This window comes from Streptomyces sp. P17 (assembly GCF_032436805.1).
Classification (GTDB): Bacteria; Actinomycetota; Actinomycetes; order Streptomycetales; family Streptomycetaceae; genus Streptomyces.
The window spans coordinates 1-16,096 of the sequence record NZ_JAVRBF010000106.1; the positions used below are offsets into that span (position 1 = coordinate 1).

General features: G+C 70.0%; 16 protein-coding genes, 2 pseudogenes and 1 riboswitch. Of the genes and pseudogenes, 11 read left to right on the forward strand and 7 right to left on the reverse strand.

Features of this window, described 5'->3' with window-relative positions:
• Positions 1 to 305 (reverse strand): annotated as a pseudogene (locus RMT89_RS38090) (HNH endonuclease); the annotation flags it as partial.
• A 197-nt stretch (positions 306 to 502) separates the two neighbouring features.
• Positions 503 to 970 carry a thioredoxin-dependent thiol peroxidase gene (gene bcp, locus RMT89_RS38095; RefSeq protein WP_315888347.1) on the reverse strand — a complete coding sequence of 156 codons (468 nt, stop codon included), beginning with the start codon at positions 968 to 970 and terminating at the stop codon, positions 503 to 505.
• Positions 971 to 1,063: 93 nt separating this feature from the next.
• Between bcp and RMT89_RS38100 the strand changes: the two genes are divergently transcribed.
• The 3 genes from RMT89_RS38100 (at position 1,064) to RMT89_RS38110 (ending at position 2,272) form a co-directional block, all read left to right on the forward strand.
• Positions 1,064 to 1,393 (forward strand): DUF3618 domain-containing protein, encoded by a 330-nt coding sequence (locus RMT89_RS38100; RefSeq protein ID WP_315888348.1) that lies wholly within the window; start codon positions 1,064 to 1,066, stop codon positions 1,391 to 1,393.
• 95 nt (positions 1,394 to 1,488) lie between these two features.
• A complete protein-coding gene (locus RMT89_RS38105) occupies positions 1,489 to 1,791 on the forward strand; it encodes a co-chaperone GroES (RefSeq protein ID WP_189941586.1) in 303 nt (100 codons plus the stop codon).
• A gap of 47 nt (positions 1,792 to 1,838) precedes the next feature.
• Positions 1,839 to 1,912: riboswitch (guanidine-III (ykkC-III) riboswitch) on the forward strand.
• 39 nt (positions 1,913 to 1,951) lie between these two features.
• The gene (locus RMT89_RS38110; RefSeq protein WP_315888350.1) at positions 1,952 to 2,272 is read left to right on the forward strand and encodes an SMR family transporter; all 321 of its coding nucleotides are present in this window, start codon (positions 1,952 to 1,954) and stop codon (positions 2,270 to 2,272) included.
• Here the strand turns inward: RMT89_RS38110 and RMT89_RS38115 are convergent, their stop codons facing one another.
• Positions 2,273 to 4,627 carry a transglycosylase domain-containing protein gene (locus RMT89_RS38115; protein ID WP_315888351.1) on the reverse strand — a complete coding sequence of 785 codons (2,355 nt, stop codon included), beginning with the start codon at positions 4,625 to 4,627 and terminating at the stop codon, positions 2,273 to 2,275.
• 204 nt (positions 4,628 to 4,831) lie between these two features.
• Between RMT89_RS38115 and RMT89_RS38120 the strand changes: the two genes are divergently transcribed.
• From RMT89_RS38120 to RMT89_RS38135, 4 genes are read left to right on the forward strand one after another with little or no spacing between them, the layout of a single operon-like run.
• A complete protein-coding gene (locus RMT89_RS38120) occupies positions 4,832 to 5,632 on the forward strand; it encodes an ABC-2 family transporter protein (RefSeq protein WP_315888362.1) in 801 nt (266 codons plus the stop codon).
• Positions 5,625 to 6,446, forward strand: a complete 822-nt coding sequence (locus tag RMT89_RS38125) for an ABC transporter permease (protein WP_315888352.1) — start codon at positions 5,625 to 5,627, stop codon at positions 6,444 to 6,446. The genes RMT89_RS38120 and RMT89_RS38125 overlap by 8 nt, the downstream gene beginning before the upstream one ends.
• A gap of 1 nt (position 6,447) precedes the next feature.
• On the forward strand, positions 6,448 to 7,407 hold the full coding sequence (locus RMT89_RS38130; protein WP_315888353.1) for an ATP-binding cassette domain-containing protein: 960 nt from the start codon (positions 6,448 to 6,450) through the stop codon (positions 7,405 to 7,407).
• Between the two features lie 33 nt (positions 7,408 to 7,440).
• On the forward strand, positions 7,441 to 8,154 hold the full coding sequence (locus RMT89_RS38135) for a DUF1707 domain-containing protein (RefSeq protein WP_315888354.1): 714 nt from the start codon (positions 7,441 to 7,443) through the stop codon (positions 8,152 to 8,154).
• Positions 8,155 to 8,168: 14 nt separating this feature from the next.
• On the opposite strand, the gene RMT89_RS38140 is transcribed toward RMT89_RS38135, so the two are convergent.
• Complete coding sequence (locus RMT89_RS38140; RefSeq protein WP_315888355.1) at positions 8,169 to 9,533, reverse strand: SGNH/GDSL hydrolase family protein; 1,365 nt, start codon at positions 9,531 to 9,533, stop codon at positions 8,169 to 8,171.
• 186 nt (positions 9,534 to 9,719) lie between these two features.
• On the opposite strand from RMT89_RS38140, the gene RMT89_RS38145 reads away from it, so the two are divergent.
• From RMT89_RS38145 to RMT89_RS38155, 3 genes are all read left to right on the forward strand, one after another.
• On the forward strand, positions 9,720 to 11,129 hold the full coding sequence (locus tag RMT89_RS38145; protein WP_315888356.1) for a DUF445 domain-containing protein: 1,410 nt from the start codon (positions 9,720 to 9,722) through the stop codon (positions 11,127 to 11,129).
• 79 nt (positions 11,130 to 11,208) lie between these two features.
• Complete coding sequence (locus tag RMT89_RS38150; protein ID WP_315888357.1) at positions 11,209 to 12,696, forward strand: MFS transporter; 1,488 nt, start codon at positions 11,209 to 11,211, stop codon at positions 12,694 to 12,696.
• Positions 12,697 to 12,777: 81 nt separating this feature from the next.
• Entirely contained in the window at positions 12,778 to 13,251 is a 474-nt protein-coding gene (locus tag RMT89_RS38155) for a carboxymuconolactone decarboxylase family protein (RefSeq protein ID WP_315888358.1), read from the forward strand.
• Positions 13,252 to 13,419: 168 nt separating this feature from the next.
• Here the strand turns inward: RMT89_RS38155 and RMT89_RS38160 are convergent, their stop codons facing one another.
• On the reverse strand, positions 13,420 to 14,868 hold the full coding sequence (locus RMT89_RS38160) for an alginate lyase family protein (protein WP_315888359.1): 1,449 nt from the start codon (positions 14,866 to 14,868) through the stop codon (positions 13,420 to 13,422).
• A 95-nt stretch (positions 14,869 to 14,963) separates the two neighbouring features.
• Between RMT89_RS38160 and RMT89_RS38165 the strand changes: the two genes are divergently transcribed.
• The gene (locus tag RMT89_RS38165; protein ID WP_315888360.1) at positions 14,964 to 15,323 is read left to right on the forward strand and encodes a VOC family protein; all 360 of its coding nucleotides are present in this window, start codon (positions 14,964 to 14,966) and stop codon (positions 15,321 to 15,323) included.
• A gap of 11 nt (positions 15,324 to 15,334) precedes the next feature.
• Here the strand turns inward: RMT89_RS38165 and RMT89_RS38170 are convergent, their stop codons facing one another.
• A complete protein-coding gene (locus tag RMT89_RS38170) occupies positions 15,335 to 15,637 on the reverse strand; it encodes a hypothetical protein (RefSeq protein ID WP_315888361.1) in 303 nt (100 codons plus the stop codon).
• Positions 15,638 to 15,717: 80 nt separating this feature from the next.
• A pseudogene (locus tag RMT89_RS38175) lies at positions 15,718 to 16,096 on the reverse strand (hypothetical protein); the annotation flags it as partial.

Consider the following 16,096-nt stretch of genomic DNA (forward strand, 5'->3'; position numbering starts at 1 on the left):
TTTGGCCGGTGCGGCGAGGGTGCGTGCCGGGCGCCGTGGGTGCTGTGCGGGACTTTCAAAACACCCCCTAGTGCCGCCTCGCGGAGCGAGGAGGACGAGGCGGCTGCCTCGGCGATGGTGGCGTCAGGGTACTTGCGCCATGGGCTGCGCTTGACGAAGTGGCTCGTGTCGAGTCCGTAGCCGGCGACCTTCTTCTGGAGTACACGTCGTTTCCCGCCGCTCGCCCTGAGGTCCAGCCGTCGCAGCAGATCTGCCCAGTTGCGGGCTTCAGCGACGGCCTTCGTAAGTCTCTCCTTGCTGTACAAGTCCGAACGCTCTCCCTCCCCTTTGGCCGCCGATTCCCGTGTGTTTCCCATGGTCTTCACCCCTCCGTCTCTCGGTCACCCGTTCGCAGCCTCGTACGGAGTAACGATCCGTTTATCGGACAGTCACGCCCGGAATGCGGAACGGCTCGTACCGGAGGTTCTCGGTACGAGCCGTGGGTGCAGTGAAAGGGGTCGGATCAGATGCCCAGATCCTTGATGATCTTGGCCACGTGGCCCGTCGCTCGGACGTTGTACAGGGCCCGTTCGACCTTGCCCTCCTCGTCCACGACGATCGTGGAGCGGATGACGCCCATGTAGGTCTTGCCGTAGTTCCTCTTCTCGCCGTAGGCGGCGTAGGACTCCGTGACCTTCTTGTCGGGGTCTGCGAGGAGCGTGACCTTCAACGACTCCTTGTCGCGGAACTTCGCCAGCTTTTCGGGGGTGTCGGGGGAGATGCCGATGACGTCGTAACCGGCGCCGGCCAGCACATCCAAGTTGTCCGTGAAGTCGCAGGCCTGCTTCGTGCAGCCGGGGGTCAGGGCCGCCGGGTAGAAGTAGACGATCACCTTGCGGCCCTTGTGGTCCGACAAGGAGATCTCGTTGCCGTCGGCGTCGGGCAGGGTGAAGGCGGGGGCCACGTCCCCGGGCTGGAGTCGCTCGCTCATCTCGCTAGCGTAACCGGGGGTCCTGACAGTGCGGCGGCGTGTGGAACTGACAGACTGTCCGGAACAGCACCATCAGACTTCGGAGGCCGTACGGTGGCGGAAACGTCGGACACCAGAACCCCGGCGCAGATCGAGGCGGACATCAGGCGCCGCCGCGAAGTGCTGGCCGAGACACTCGACGAGATCGGGGTTCGGGTTCACCCGAAGACCATCGTCGGGGATGCCAAGGCCAAGGTTGTCTCCAATGTCGATCACACCCTGGGGCGTGCCTACGTCCAGGTCAACCGGGTCGTCAGTGAGGTCAAGGCGCAGTTCGTGGACGAGGAGGGCGCGCCCCGGCTGGAGCGGGTCGTCCCCGTCGCGCTGCTCGTCGTCGGGGTCGTGGGGCTCTTCGCCGTCGGCACCCGGCGCCGTAAGCGCTGACCCCGGCGGCGTACGGACGCGGTGAAGGCAGGTAGGTTCGAGGCGTGAGCGCCAACAGAAACGACACCACCCATCACGACAAGCTGCCCATCCGGATGCTGCACGACCGTGTGCTCGTGCGGCAGGACACCAGCGAGGGCGAGCGGCGTTCCGGTGGCGGGATCCTGATTCCGGCCACCGCGGCTGTCGGCCGTCGGCTGGCCTGGGCCGAGGTCGTCGCGGTGGGGCAGAACGTACGGACGGTGGAGCCGGGTGACCGGGTCCTGTTCGACCCGGAGGACCGGGCCGAGGTGGAGGTGCGGGGCATCGCCTATGTGCTGATGCGCGAGCGCGATCTGCACGCCGTGGCCGCCGACCGGTTCGAGGGGTCCGAGGACTCGACCGGCCTGTACCTGTAAAAGAACGGCTCAAAGGGGCTGGTGACCATCGTCACCGGCCCCTTTCGGCGTTCCTTTGCTAGCTTTGAAGGTAACCCCGACGAGACGCGCCGTACCGGGACCAAGGAAAAGACGACGCACAGACGTCCGTCCGTCCCTGTTCCGTCTCGGAGGTTTCCCCATGGCCTGGGTTCTGCTCGTCGTCGCCGGTCTGCTCGAAGTCGGCTGGTCGATCGGGATGAAGTACACCGACGGGTTCACCCGCCTGGTGCCCAGCCTGTTCACCGGCGCCGGAATCGTCGCCAGCATGCTGCTGCTGTCGTACGCCGCCCGTTCCCTGCCCATCGGTACCGCGTATGGCGTGTGGGTCGGTATCGGGGCGGCCGGTGCGGCGGTGGTCGGCATGGTGGCGCTCGGTGAGCCGGCGACCGCCGCCCGGATCTTCTTCGTCTGTCTGCTGCTGGTGGCCGTGGTGGGGCTCAAGGCGACCAGCGGGCACTGATCACTCGCTCCGGCGGGTCCAGTACAGCGGGCCCGCCGCGGCGCCGGCATCGGTGCCTCCGGTCGCGTCGCCGCCCGTCGTCGTGTCGCCGGTGGTGCCGCCGTCCGTCGTGGTCCCGCCGTCGGTGGTGGTGCCACCCTCGGTGGTGCCGCCGTCCGTCGTCGTCCCTCCGTCGGTGGTGCTGCCGCCGTCGGCCGTACCGCCGCCGGTCGTCGTGCCGCCCCCGGTGGCCGGGGTACCGCCGGTGGTCGTGTCGCCCGTGGTGCCGCCCGCCGTGGGCGTCTGGCCGCCCGGCGTCGGGCCGCCGCTGGCCGTTCCGCCCGTGGTCGGCTCGTCGGACGGCTCCGCGGGCGGCGTCTGGATGATGTCGGCGCCCTCCTGGACCTCCAGGTCGAAGTCCGTCACCGGCTTGCCCTTGAGGGCCTCCTCGGTGAACTGCGCCCAGATCTCCGCGGGTGCCCCGCCGCCGTTGATGCGCGGCAGGCCCATCACGTTGTACAGCGACTCGTGCTTGGCGGTGACGGGGTCCTGGCCCATCACGGCGACGACGGTGGCGAGTTCGGGGGTGTAGCCGGCGAACCAGGCGGCCTGGTCCTTCTCCGCGGTGCCGGTCTTTCCGGCGGCGGGGCGGCCCGCGGCCTGGGCGGCGGTGGCGGTGCCGTTCTCGACGACGCTCTGCAGGACCGAGGTCGTGGTGTCGGCGGCCTGCCGGCTGACGACCTGCGAGGTCTTGCGCTCGGGCAGGTCGACGACGTCCGCGCCGTCCTTGGTGATCCGCTCGATCATGGTGTACGTGCCGTGCTTGCCGTGGTTGGCGAGCGTGGCGTACGCCTCGGCCATGTCGAGGACGCTGGCGGTGGCCACACCGAGCGCGATGGACGGGGACGGCTCCAGGTCCGGGGTGTCCGCCGGCAGACCGAGACCGATCGCGGTCTGCTCGACCTTGTCGGAGCCGACGTCCACCGCCATCTGCGCGTACACCGAGTTCACGGACTTGTCGGTGGCCTCGCGGACGGTGATGTCGCCGTAGGAGACGTAGTCCTCGTTCTCCGGGGCGTAGGTGCCGGTCCAGCCCTGGACGGGGCGTTCGTTGGTGCCGTCGTAGATCGTGTTCGGGGTGATGAGGCGGCCGTCCTGGGTCGTGGAGGCGTTCTCGACGGCCGAGGTGAACACGAACGGCTTGAAGGTGGAGCCGACCTGGAAGTCGCGGCGCGCGGCGTTGGGGGTGTACTGCTTGACGTAGTCGATGCCGTTGTACATCGCGACGACCTTGCCGCTCTTGGGGTCGATGGCGGCGCCGCCCGCGCGGACGTAGGAGTCGACCTTGCGGGCCTTCGGGTCGAGCTTGTCCATCAGCTTGTCGTTGACGGCGTCGACGAAGGCGTCCTGCTTGTCCTTGTGGAGCGTGGTGGTGATGCGGTAGCCGCCCGCGTCGAGCTCTTCCTTGTCCACGATCTTGTTCTGGACGAGGTAGTCCTTCACGATCTGGACGATGTAACCGCGCTGCCCGGACATGCCGGTGGAGACGGTCGCCTCCTTCGGCATCGGGAACTTCAGGCCCGCCCGCTCGGAGGTGCTGAGCCAGTCCTCCTTGACCATGCCGTCCAGGACGTAGTTCCAACGGGCCTGGGCGGCCGCCTTGTTCTGGGGGTGGGCGACGACGTCGTACTCGCTGGGCGCGTTGAGCAGGGCGGCGAGGTAGGCGCCCTGGGCGGCGGTGAGTTCGGCGGCGTCGACGCCGTAGTAGGCCTGGGCGGCGGCCTGGATGCCGTAGGCGTTGCGGCCGAAGTAGCTGGTGTTGAGGTAGCCCTCAAGGATCTGGTCCTTGGACTCCGTGCGGTCCAGCTTGATCGAGATGAAGAACTCCTTCACCTTGCGGGTGACGGTCTGTTCCTGCGCCAGGTAGTAGTTCTTGACGTACTGCTGGGTGATCGTGGAGCCGGACTGCTTGCCCTTGCCGGTGGCGGTGTTCCAGGCGGCGCGCACCATCGCCGTGGGGTCGATCGCGGACTCTCTGTAGAAGTCCCGGTCCTCGGCGGCCAGTACGGCGTTGCGGGCGTCCTTGGAGATCTGCGCGAGGTCGGCGTTCTCCCGGTTGACCTCGCCGTCGCGGGCGAGCTGGGTGCCGTCGGCGTACAGGAAGACATTGCTCTGCTTGGTGGCGAGCGCGTTGGCCGGCGGGATCTTGACCAGGGAGTAGCCGAGGAAGAACAGGCCGGCCAGGAGCAGCACGCCGATGACGAAGGTGCCGAGCACCATGCGCCAGGTCGGGATCAGCCGGCGCCAGCCGGTGCGCCCTGGCCGCTTGGGCCTCTCGGTCGGCTGGTCTGGCTGCGGCTGCGGCTCGTCGCTCATCTAGTGCACGGACTCCTGTTTCGCGTCGTACGTTCCCGTACGACCTCGTACGCGTTCTGCGCCCCCTGTTGAAGACTCTCGCACCATGCGTTCCGTTCCCGGATCACGGCACGCTTCGGCCGGGGAAAATGCGTGGCGTGCGTCACCACCTGCGCACTAGGCTTCTGCGCTTCGGTGTGCGGCGGGCCGGGGAGGGTGGTGACTGTGGGTTCCGGACGGTTGTACGTGGCCGTCGCGGCGGGGGGATTCCGACGGTACGCGACCTATCGGGCGGCGACCGCCGCCGGGGTGTTCACCAACACGGTCTTCGGGATCATCCTGGTGTACACGTACCTGGCGCTGTGGGACGAGAGACCATACCTCGGGGGGTACGACCAGACACAGGCCGTCACCTATGCGTGGCTGGGCCAGGCCCTGTTCTCGACGCTGGCGATCCAGGGCGGCGGCGCGGAGAAGGACCTGATGGCCCGGATCCGCACGGGGGAGATCGCGGTCGATCTGTACCGCCCCGCCGACCTCCAACTGTGGTGGCTGGCCAGCGATTTGGGCCGTTCGCTGTTCCAGCTGCTGGGGCGCGGGGTGATCCCTTTCGTCTTCGGCGCGCTGTTCTTCTCGATGGCGCTGCCCCGGTCCGTCACCACCTGGGTGGCCTTCCTGGTCGCGGTGGCGCTGGCGATGATCGTCAGCTTCGGGATCCGCTATCTGGCCGCCCTGTTGATGTTCTGGCTCATGGACGACCGGGGCATCGCGCAGACCCTGATGATCGCGGGGGTCTTCTGCTCCGGCATGACCCTCCCGCTGAACGCCTTCCCCGATCCGTTCGGCGACATCGTCCGGACACTGCCCTGGGCGGCGCAGCTCCAGATGCCGGCGGATGTGCTGATGGGGGAGGTCTCGCCCTGGCACGCGTACGGCTTCCAGGCCGCCTGGGCTCTCGTCCTGCTGGCGGCGGGGCGGCTGCTGCAGTCGGCGGCGACGCGGCGGGTGGTGGTGCAGGGTGGCTGAGACCTCCCGGTTGGGCGAGGGCCTGCGTGCCTACCGGCTGATCGCCGGGATGTGGATCCGGTCGCTGCTGACCTACCGCACGTCCTTCGTCTTCACGGTGGTCGGCAATCTGCTGATCACGGGCATGGACTTCGTCGCGATCCTGCTGATGTTCTCGCAGGTCGACTCGCTCGGCGGCTGGACACTGCCCGAGGTCGCCCTGCTGTACGGCCTGTCGGCGACGGCGTTCGGCGTCGCCGATCTGCTGCTCGGTTCGATGGACGTGCTGGGCGGCCGGATCCGCGACGGTTCCTTCGACATCCTGCTGGTGCGGCCCGCGCCGGTGCTCGCCCAGGTCGGCGCGGACCACTTCGCGCTGCGGCGGCTCGGCCGGATCACCCAGGGCGGGCTGGTGCTGGGGTACGCGCTGGTGGCCGTCGAGGTCGACTGGACCGCGGCGAAGGTGCTGCTGGTGCCGGTCATGGTGGTGTGCGGGGCGGTGATCTTCGGGTCGGTGTTCGTGGCCGGGGCGGCCTTCCAGTTCGTGGCGCAGGACGCGGCCGAGGTGCAGAACGCGTTCACCTACGGCGGGGTCACGCTGTTGCAGTATCCGCCGACCGTGTTCGGGACGGATCTGGTGCGCGGGGTGACGTTCGTGCTGCCGCTCGCCTTCGTCAACTGGGTGACGGCCGCTTATGTGTTGGGGCGGCCGTATCCGCTGGGACTGCCGGACGGGGCCGCCTTCGCGCCGCCGGTGGTGGCGGGCGGGTTCTGTGTACTTGCGGGTCTTGCCTGGCGGGCGGGGCTGCGGGCGTACCGGAGTACGGGGAGCTGAGATGTTCATCGAAGTGGACGGGGTCGAGAAGGTCTTCGACGTCCGCCGTAAGACGGGCTTCCTGAAGCGGGAGCGGCGGCAGGTGCGGGCGGTCGACTCGATCTCCTTCACGGTGGCGCGGGGCGAGATGGTGGGGTACATCGGGCCGAACGGCGCGGGCAAGTCGACGACGATCAAGATGCTGACGGGCATCCTGACGCCGAGCGGCGGGCGCCTGCGCGTCGCCGGCATCGACCCGTCGCGCGAGCGCCGACGCCTGGCGCACCGTATCGGCGTGGTCTTCGGCCAGCGCACCACCCTGTGGTGGGACCTGCCGCTGATCGACTCCTACCGCCTGATGCACCGCATGTACCGCATCCCGGACGACCGTTACCGCGAGAACCTCGACCGGTGTGTGGAACTGCTGGAGCTGGGCGGGCTGTTGGAGGTCCCGGTACGGCAGCTCTCGCTCGGGCAGCGGATGCGCGGGGACATCGCGGCGGCCCTGCTGCACGACCCCGAGGTGCTGTACCTGGACGAGCCGACGATCGGCCTGGATGTGATCTCCAAGGCCAAGGTCCGTGGTTTCCTGCGGGAGTTGAACACCGACCGCGGCGCCACGGTCCTGCTGACCACCCACGACCTCCAGGACATCGAGCAGCTCTGCTCACGGGTGATGGTCATCGACCACGGGCGCATGGTCTACGACGGTGCGCTCACCGGGCTGCACGAGGCGGGCGGCAGTGAACGCGTCCTGGTGGTGGACCTGGAGCGGGAGCTCCCGCCGGTCGACGTGGGTCCCGCGGCCCGGGTGGTGAAGGTGGAGGGGCCCCGGCAGTGGCTGGCGTTCCCGGCGGGCGAGCCGGCGGCGGGGCTGGTCTCGCGGATCGCGGCGGAGTATCCGCTGGTGGATCTGTCGGTGCGGGAGCCGGACATCGAGGCGGTGATCGCGCGAATGTACGCCGAGCAGGCCACCGCATAGTGCCGGGCCGCCGGAACTCGTAGGCTGCTGTACATGACCGACGATGTCCCGGAGCTGCGCGCCTCCGACGCCGATCGTGAACGAGTCGCCGAGGTCCTGCGGGACGCCCTGGCGGAGGGGCGGCTCGACATGGAGGAGTTCGAGGAGCGGCTGGACGCGACGTACAAGGCACGGACGTACGGGGAGCTGACGCCGATCACCCGTGACCTGCCGGTGTCGCTCTCCGTGGACCTGGTGAAGGGCCCTGAGCAGAACGGCAGTTGGGCCGCGCGCATCACCGGCGGCGAGGGGTCGTCGACGTGGGGTGTGGCGGTCATGTCCGGCTTCGAGCGCAAGGGCCGCTGGACCGCGCCGCGCCGCTTCAACTCCTTCGCCTTCTGGGGCGGCGGGGAGATCGACCTGCGGGAGGCGAACTTCGCGGACCGCGAGATCGTGATCAACTGCGTGGCGATCATGGGCGGGCTGAATGTGATCGTCCCGCCCGGGGTCGAGGTCGTGGTGCGCGGAATCGGCATCATGGGCGGCTTCGACCAGCGCGAGGAGGGCGTACCGGGGGATCCAGGGGCGCCTCGGGTGATCGTGACCGGGTTCGCCTTCTGGGGCGGGGTCGGGGTGGAACGCAAGGTCACGAGGGCGGAGCGGCAGCGGCTCCGCGAGGACCGGCGCAGGGAGAAGCTGGACCGGAAGCCGGGGCGGCGGGCGCTGGACGGGCATGGGTTCCACCGCCGCGAGGACGACGAGTCCTGACCGGCTGTGGGGCCCTACAGCTCCGCCGGGGCCGAGCCCTTCAGGTCCTTGAGCTCGACGGCGTCCGCCATCCGCTCGTAGCCCCTGTCGCTCGGGTGGAGGTGGTCGCCCGAGTCGTAGTCCCCCTTGAGCTTGCGGGGGTCGTACGGGTCCCGCAGGGCCTCGTCGAAGTCGGCCACCGCGTCGAAGACACGGCCCGCCCTGATCTCGGCGTTGATCTGCCCGCGGACGCCCTCCCGCTCCGCCGTATAGCCTCGATGCCCCCCGAACGGCATCAGTGTCGCGCCGATCACCTTCAGGCCGCGCGCATGGGCCTGGCGGACCATGGTGCGCAGGCCGTCGAGGATCTGGCGGGGGTCGGCGAGCTGCTGGCTGCGCAGGATGTCGTTGACGCCGAGGGCGATCACGACGACCTTGACGTTCGTACGGTCCAGCACGTCCCGCGTGAAGCGGTCGAGACCGCTCGGGTTGTCCGCGGGACGGCCCAGGCCCCCGGTGAGGATCCGGTTGCCGCTGATCCCCTGGTTGACGACGCTGTAGCGGGGCAGGTCCTGCCCGGCCGCGACCGCGGTGCGCAGCCGTTGCGAAAGGACGTCCGTCCAGCGCCGGTTGGCTCCGGAGGTGGACGTGATCCCGTCGGTGAGGGAGTCACCGAGCACCACCACCGTGCCGTCGGCGTCACTGCTCAGCACATCCAGCGCGGTGAGGTAGCGCCAGACCCCCACCTCCTCCGTGTACGCCGACCCGGTCACGTCCTCGGTGCGGTTGCCCTGGGCGACGTAGGAGACCTGGCGTGCGTGCGGGTGGTAGGTGACCGGTCCGGAGCGGGTCGGGGAGTACGTCGTGACCAGCACGTTCGTGTTCGCCGGGACGCTCACGCGCACCGCGTCGCTCATCACCTGCCCGCCCGGCGGGATGACGACCGTGGTGTTGCCGCCGAAGGTGAGCCGCCGCATGGTCTGGGTGACCGCGGCGGCCGTGTCCGACCCGGCGGCCACGGCGAGCGAGGCGTGCGTGATCGTCAGTGGGGACTGGCCGTAGAGATTGGAGAGCGTGATGCGGGCACTCGTACCGCCGATGCCGGTGTGGACGACATTGCGGACCGAGCGGCCCGCCATGCCGTCCGTCTCGGTGCCCGGCTCGGCGGCGGCCGGTGAGGTCGACCAGGCGCCGACCCAGGTGCCGGTGGAGACCGGGGCGGCGGGGTTGCGCGGGGTGTTCCCGCTGGCCAGGGTGTTCTTGCGGCCGCTGCCGTCGTCGGCGGCGACTCCGATGTAGATCGCCGTGGACAGGCCCAGGATCAGGGCGACGATGGCGGAAAGCAGGGCGCGGTGCTTTGTGGGGGACACCCCCACACCCCCGGCGTGACGCCTGGTCATGCGGTGCGGTCTCCTCGGGCGCGGGGAGCCCGAGGCTCCGATGTGATCACCTCATGATGCGTCATGAGGGTGGGGGGAGTTGAACAGACCCCCCATTGGGCCGTGGAGTTCCCCAGTGTGCTCCCCCCACCGGACAGACGCCGGGAACTCTCGCTTCGTTCCAGGAGTCGGTCAGGAAGGGACAATGTGTACGGGGACCGTGAACGGGTGGAGCGGATGGAACGATCGAAAACGGGCGAATCAGAGTCTTCGGATCTTTCGGGCGTGGATGAGCATGCCCGGCGGGAGGCGCCGGCCAATCCTGCCGGCGTCCCCGCCTCGGCCGTCCGTGCGATGACGACCTTCAGCGCCGCCGACGAGGAGAAGCAGCGCGGCGTACGCCGGATGAAGCTCACCGCGACCGGCATGCTGCTCTTCGTGGCGCTGGTGTACGTCCTGGCCAAGTGGGCGTCGAACGAGGGCGCGGGCGCCTGGGCGGGCTATGTCGCCGCCGCCGCCGAGGCCGGCATGGTCGGCGCGCTGGCCGACTGGTTCGCGGTCACCGCCCTGTTCCGCCACCCCCTCGGCATCCCCATCCCGCACACCGCGATCATCCCCACCAAGAAGGATCAGCTCGGCGTCTCGCTGGGCGAGTTCGTCGGCGAGAACTTCCTCTCCGAGGACGTCGTACGGCAGCGGCTGCGGGTCGTCGGCATCGGCAGCCGGCTCGGCGCCTGGCTGGCCGAACCCGAGCACGCCGACCGCGTGACGGCGGAGCTGTCGGCCGCGCTGCGCGGTGCGCTGACCGTGCTGCGGGACTCGGACGTGCAGGCGGTGGTCGGCGAGGCGATCACCCGGCGGGCCGACGCGCAGGAGATCGGGCCCGGCATCGGCAAGATGCTGGAGAAGGTGGTGGCCGACGGCGGCCACAAGCGGGTCGTCGACCTCGTCGTCTCCCGGGCGCACGACTGGCTGGTCCTGCACGACGAGCAGGTCATGGACGCCGTCCAGGGCGGGGCGCCCGGCTGGACCCCGCGCTTCGTCGACAAGCGGGTCGGGGAGCGCGTCTACAAGGAGCTGCTGCGCTTCGTCACCGAGATGCGCGACATGCCCTCCCACCCGGCCCGCGGCGCCCTCGACCGCTTCCTCACCGACTTCGCCTCCGACCTCCAGTCCGACACCGACACCCGCGCGCGCGTCGAGCGGCTCAAGGGCGAGGTGCTCGGCCGTGGCGAGGTGCAGGACCTGATCGCGTCCGCATGGACGGCCGTACGATCCATGATCGTCTCGGCGGCGGAGGACGAGCGCAGCGAGCTGCGGCTGCGGGTACGGGCGTCACTGTTGTCGCTGGGTGCCCGGATGGCCGTAGAGCCGAAGCTGCAGGGCAAGGTCGACAGCTGGGTGGAGGGCGCGGCGGTGTACGTCGTCACGACCTACCGCAAGGAGATCACCTCCCTGATCACGGACACCGTTGCGGGCTGGGACGCCGAGCACACAACCCGGAAGATCGAGGCGCACATCGGCCGTGACCTGCAGTTCATCCGGATCAACGGCACGGTGGTGGGCTCGCTGGCCGGACTGGTGATCTACACCGTGTCGCGGGCACTGGGGGCGTAGGCCCCCGCGGGGCGGGGCACTCGGGACGGGTTCCGCGCGTCCTCGCGCGCAACGACCTCGTCCGGAGGGAGCCGTGCCCATGACAGCAGCCGCGCCCGCGCCCGTGCCCGCCGAGACCGGCACCGTCACCACCGCCGTACCGGCCCGCCTGGACCGGCTGCCGTGGTCGCGGTGGCACTGGATGATCGTGATCGGCCTGGGCACCGTCTGGATCCTCGACGGCCTGGAAGTGACCATCGTCGGCAATGTCGCCGGACGCCTCGCCGAGGAGGGCAGCGGCCTCGACATCACCTCCGCCCAGGTCACCGGCCTGGCCGCCGCGCTGTACGTGGCCGGCGCCTGCTCCGGCGCCCTCTTCTTCGGCCGCCTGACCGACCGCTACGGCCGCAAAAAGCTCTTCATGGCCACGCTCGCCGTCTACCTCGCGGCGACCGCGCTGACCGCCCTGTCCTTCGAGTCCTGGTGGTTCTTCCTCTTCCGGTTCCTCACCGGCTTCGGCATCGGCGGCGAGTACGCGGCCATCAACTCGGCGATCGACGAGCTGATCCCCTCCCTGTACCGCGGCCGAGTCGACCTGATCATCAACGGCAGCTACTGGCTGGGCGCGGTCGGCGGAGCCCTGCTCTCCATCGTGATGCTGGACACCGCGATCTTCCCCAAGGACCTCGGCTGGCGGCTCAGCTTCGCCCTCGGCGTCGTCCTCGGCCTGGTCATCCTCCTCGTCCGCCGGCATGTCCCGGAGAGCCCCCGCTGGCAGTTCATCCACGGCCGGGGCGAGGACGCGGAGGAGCTGGTGACCGAGGTGGAGCGCGGGATCGAACGGGAGAAGGGCGAGCCGCTGCCGCCCGCACGCGGCGAGATCACCATCCGGCAGCGCAGGAGCATCGGCTTCGGCCTGATCGCCCGTACGGTCTTCGCCCACTACCCGCGCCGCGCCTTCCTCGGCCTGTCCCTCTTCATCGGCCAGGCGTTCCTCTACAACGCCATCACCTTCGGCTTCGGCGCCATCCTGACGACCTTCTACGACGTCCCGCCCGGCCGCACCGGCTACTACTTCGCCGTCATCGCGGCCGGCAACTTCCTCGGCCCGCTGCTGCTCGGCAAGCTCTTCGACACGGTCGGCCGACGCGTCATGATCAGCTCGACGTATCTGCTCTCCGGCCTGCTGCTGTTCGGCACGGCCTGGCTCTTCGACCGCGGTTCGCTGAGCGCGACGACCCTGACGGCGTGCTGGTGCGCGGTCCTCTTCTTCGCCTCGGCGGGCGCGTCGAGCGCGTATCTCACGGTCTCCGAGGTCTTCCCGATGGAGACACGCGCGATGGCCATCGCCTTCTTCTACGCCCTCGGCACCGCCGCCGGTGGCATCAGCGGGCCGCTGATCTTCGCGGACCTGACGGAGTCGGGCGTGGTCGCGGACACGGTGCTGGCCTTCCAGATCGGCGCCGGGCTGATGTGCGCGGCGGGGCTGGTGGCGGCGTTCCTCGCGGTGCACGCGGAGCGGCGGTCGCTGGAGGACATCGCGCGGCCGCTGACGGCGGTGACGCCTAGGACGGCGCCTGTGCCGTAGGTCACAACCGCCCGTGTCACAGGGCGGCGGGCCGTTCCGTCATAGGGGTGAAAGCACCCGACGACGGCAGAGGAGCCAGTCATGGAAGCCCGCCTCAACCTCTTCGAGAACCCGGTCCTGGCCAAGGTCTTCCGGCACATCAACTCCGCGGCCAAGGCGGTGTCGGACTCGGCGCTGCCCAACTCCACGATGGAGCTGGTGAAGATCCGCGCCAGCCAGATCAACGGCTGTGGATTCTGCACCGACATGCACACCAAGGACGCCACCGCGGCCGGGGAGACCCAGCAGCGCCTCCACCTCGTCGCCGCCTGGCGCGAGGCCAGGGTCTTCACCGAGGCGGAGCGCGCCGCGCTCGAACTGGCCGAGCAGGGCACCCGTATCGCCGACGCGGCCGGCGGCGTCCCGGACGAGGTGTGGGAGAACGCCGCCAAGCACTACGACGAGGAGCAGCTCGGGGCGCTGATAGCGATCATCGCGCTGATCAACGCGTACAACCGGGTCAACGTGGTCGTGCAGCAGCCTGCGGGGGACTACCAGGTGGGCATGTTCGGGTGAGCGGGGAGCACGGGACACGGGGGCGCTGACGTGCGCCCCCGGTGGTCCCGCCTAGGAGACCACTGAGAATCTTGAAAACCCGCCCGACTTGCACCGGATTGCCCCGATCGACTTTTGCGGGCGAACCTGGGCGATCGGGGCGGCCCAAGCGAGATCTTCAGGACACTTCTAGTCGGCGGACCCGCCCCGCAGCCGGTCCCGGCGGCGCACCAGGAGCAGCCCGCCGGCGAGGGCGCCGATACCGGCCGCGGCGGCCCAGCCGACGAGGTCGTCGGAGCCGGTGGCGGCGAGGTCGCCGCCGGAGGGGGACGGAGACGGGGACGCGGATGGCGACGGGACGGCGCTGGAAGTCGCCTGGGGACGGGGACCGCTGGACGAGGTCGGTGACGGCGTCTGGGAGGCGGCTCCCTTCTCCCGCGTGAACGCGAGCGTCCCGAAGCCGAGTTGGTCGTACCCGCCGCTGTTGGGCCCGTAGTCCCCGCCCCCGCCCTCGGGAGAGGACTTGGCGGCGATCCGGGTCAGGTAGGAGGCGGACAGGGCGCGCCGCCTGGTGTAGTGGTTGGCGATCATCGCCCAGATCGGCCGGGTCATGGCGGGATCGACCCCGGCGGCCTCGGTGACGGTCTCACTCCCCGACCACCCGTTGATGGCGCCCTTCTCGCGGGTGTTGGCGGTGAACGGCACCTCCCCGCCCATGCTCCACTTCGCCACGTACTGGGCGCCCTTGAGGAAGCGGCTGTCGTCGTAGCCGTAGAGGTCGATGCCCTGGTTCCAGGCCATCTCGCAGAAGGCGCCCATCAGCCCGACGCCGAGGAGCGCGTGCCCCTGGTCGCGCCCGGCCTCCAGCCACTCGCCGAGCCCGCCTTCGTGGAGGACGGGAATGGCGTTCCTGATCGATCCGAGCCCCTCGCCGTGCTTGAAGTAGTCGACGGCGCGGGCGACTTGGGCCCGGTCGTCGCAGAAGATGCCGGTGGCCAGGACGCAGGCCATGGCGGTCAGGTCCCAGTTGGTCCAGTAGTTGCTGATGACGGCGCCGTTGTGCCGGACCAGGAAGTCGTCGCTGAGCGAGGCGAAGACGGTGCTGAGCATCTCCTGGAAGCGGCCGAGCTCGAAGTCCGGGTGGTCGCGGACGAGTTCGGCGGCGTTGGCGAACTGGTACCCGTACAGGCCGGCGGCCAGGAACCGGTCGGCGCTGCCCGCCAGTTCGGTCAGCTTCCCGGACCAGGCGTTGAGGATGGCGACGGCGGTGTCCAGATGCGCCTCGTCACCGCTCACGTGTCCGCGCAGGGCGTTCTGGTAGGCGGCGTGGATGTCGTTGTAGAGGATCGTGTAGTTCTGCGGAGAGCCCGAGCCGCGGTAGACGGTGACCTGGGGGTTGGCGGCCCAGGTGTTCTGGGAGTGCCGGTTGGCGGCGAGCTTGGTGAACCCGGCGGTGTAGGGGGCGGCGCCTGCCCGGACCTTGCTGGCCATACGGTCCAGGTCGGCGCGGGTGTGGAGGAGCCCGGGGTGGGCGTAGGCGGCGGGGGCGGCGGTCGCGGTGGCCGACGGGGCGAGTGCGGCTCCGGCAGTGGCCACGCCCGCGGCCTTGAGCATGCTGCGGCGGCTGATGTGTGTCATGTGCGCGTACCTCGGCGTCTGGGGTGGGGGACGGAGAGGAGACGCGGGGAAGGGGTAGCCGATAACAGAAACCGCCGACCCCCGGAGAGCCCACGATGACCATCCGCAGAATCGTCCCGAACATCCAGGTCGAGCCCGGGTCGGAGCTGAGGGCGAACAGCGACTTCTACGGCCTGCTCGGCTTCGAGGAGGTCATGAACTTGGGCTGGGTGATGACGATGGCGTCACCCGCCAACCCCACGGCCCAGCTCGGCTTCCTCACCGAGGAACGCACCGCGCCGGTCGTCCCCGACCTGAGCGTGGAGGTCGAGGACGTCGACGCGGTGTACGCCCGGGTGCGGGCCGCGGGCGCGGAGATCGTACGGGAGCTCCGGGACGAGGAGTGGGGGGTACGGCGCTTCTTCGTCCGGGATCCGAAAGGGCGGGTGGTGAATGTGCTGACGCACACGGCCTGAGCGAGCGCCGCTCAGCCGTTGCGGTCGGCCACCGCCCAGGACGCCAGTGCCACGGCTCCGGCCACACCGAACACGGCCGGCCAGGCGCCGACCTTCTTGGCCAGCGGGTGCGAGCCGGCGAACGCGGCGACGTACGCCGCCGTCAGCGCGCCCGCGGCCTGTCCACCGGCCCGCTGCCGCCACTGCTGAGCCGCGGCCGCCCCGGCGGCGGCCAGCACGGCACCGCCGAGCTGCCGCTTCTTCGTCAACCGGGCCACGCCGTACCCGCCCACGAGCCCGCCCGCGGCGATCGCCGCGCTGGGAATCCTCGCCATGTCTGCCTGCCTCCTGCTGCGTGTCAGTGGTGTGGATGCGTGTCAGTGGTGTGGAAGAGGCTAGTCATCCCGCTCGACGATCACTCGAAGCCCCCCTCACGCCGGGCTCCGGCACGCGCCCGCACCTCCGTCGCGTACCCGGCGGCCACGGCACACCCGGCACCGGCGAGCGCGAGGCCCAGGGCGGCGGGATTGACGTACCCGGGGACGTCGCCGTTGTCGTAACTCCCGCCGTCGCTCGTCTCGCACACGAACCCGAGCGGCACGAAGCGCACCGAATAGTCGACGATCTCGCTGCCCCGCTGATGCCGCTCCCACCAGCCGGGCGTACGGCAGGACTGCGGCGGCGAGGAGTCCGTACCGCCGTCCTCGGCGGTGAGGACCGCGCCGCCGACGAAGAGCAGCCCCCACCCGTACAGCGCGCACGCGCCCGCGCCGCCGACGAAGAGCAGCCCCCAC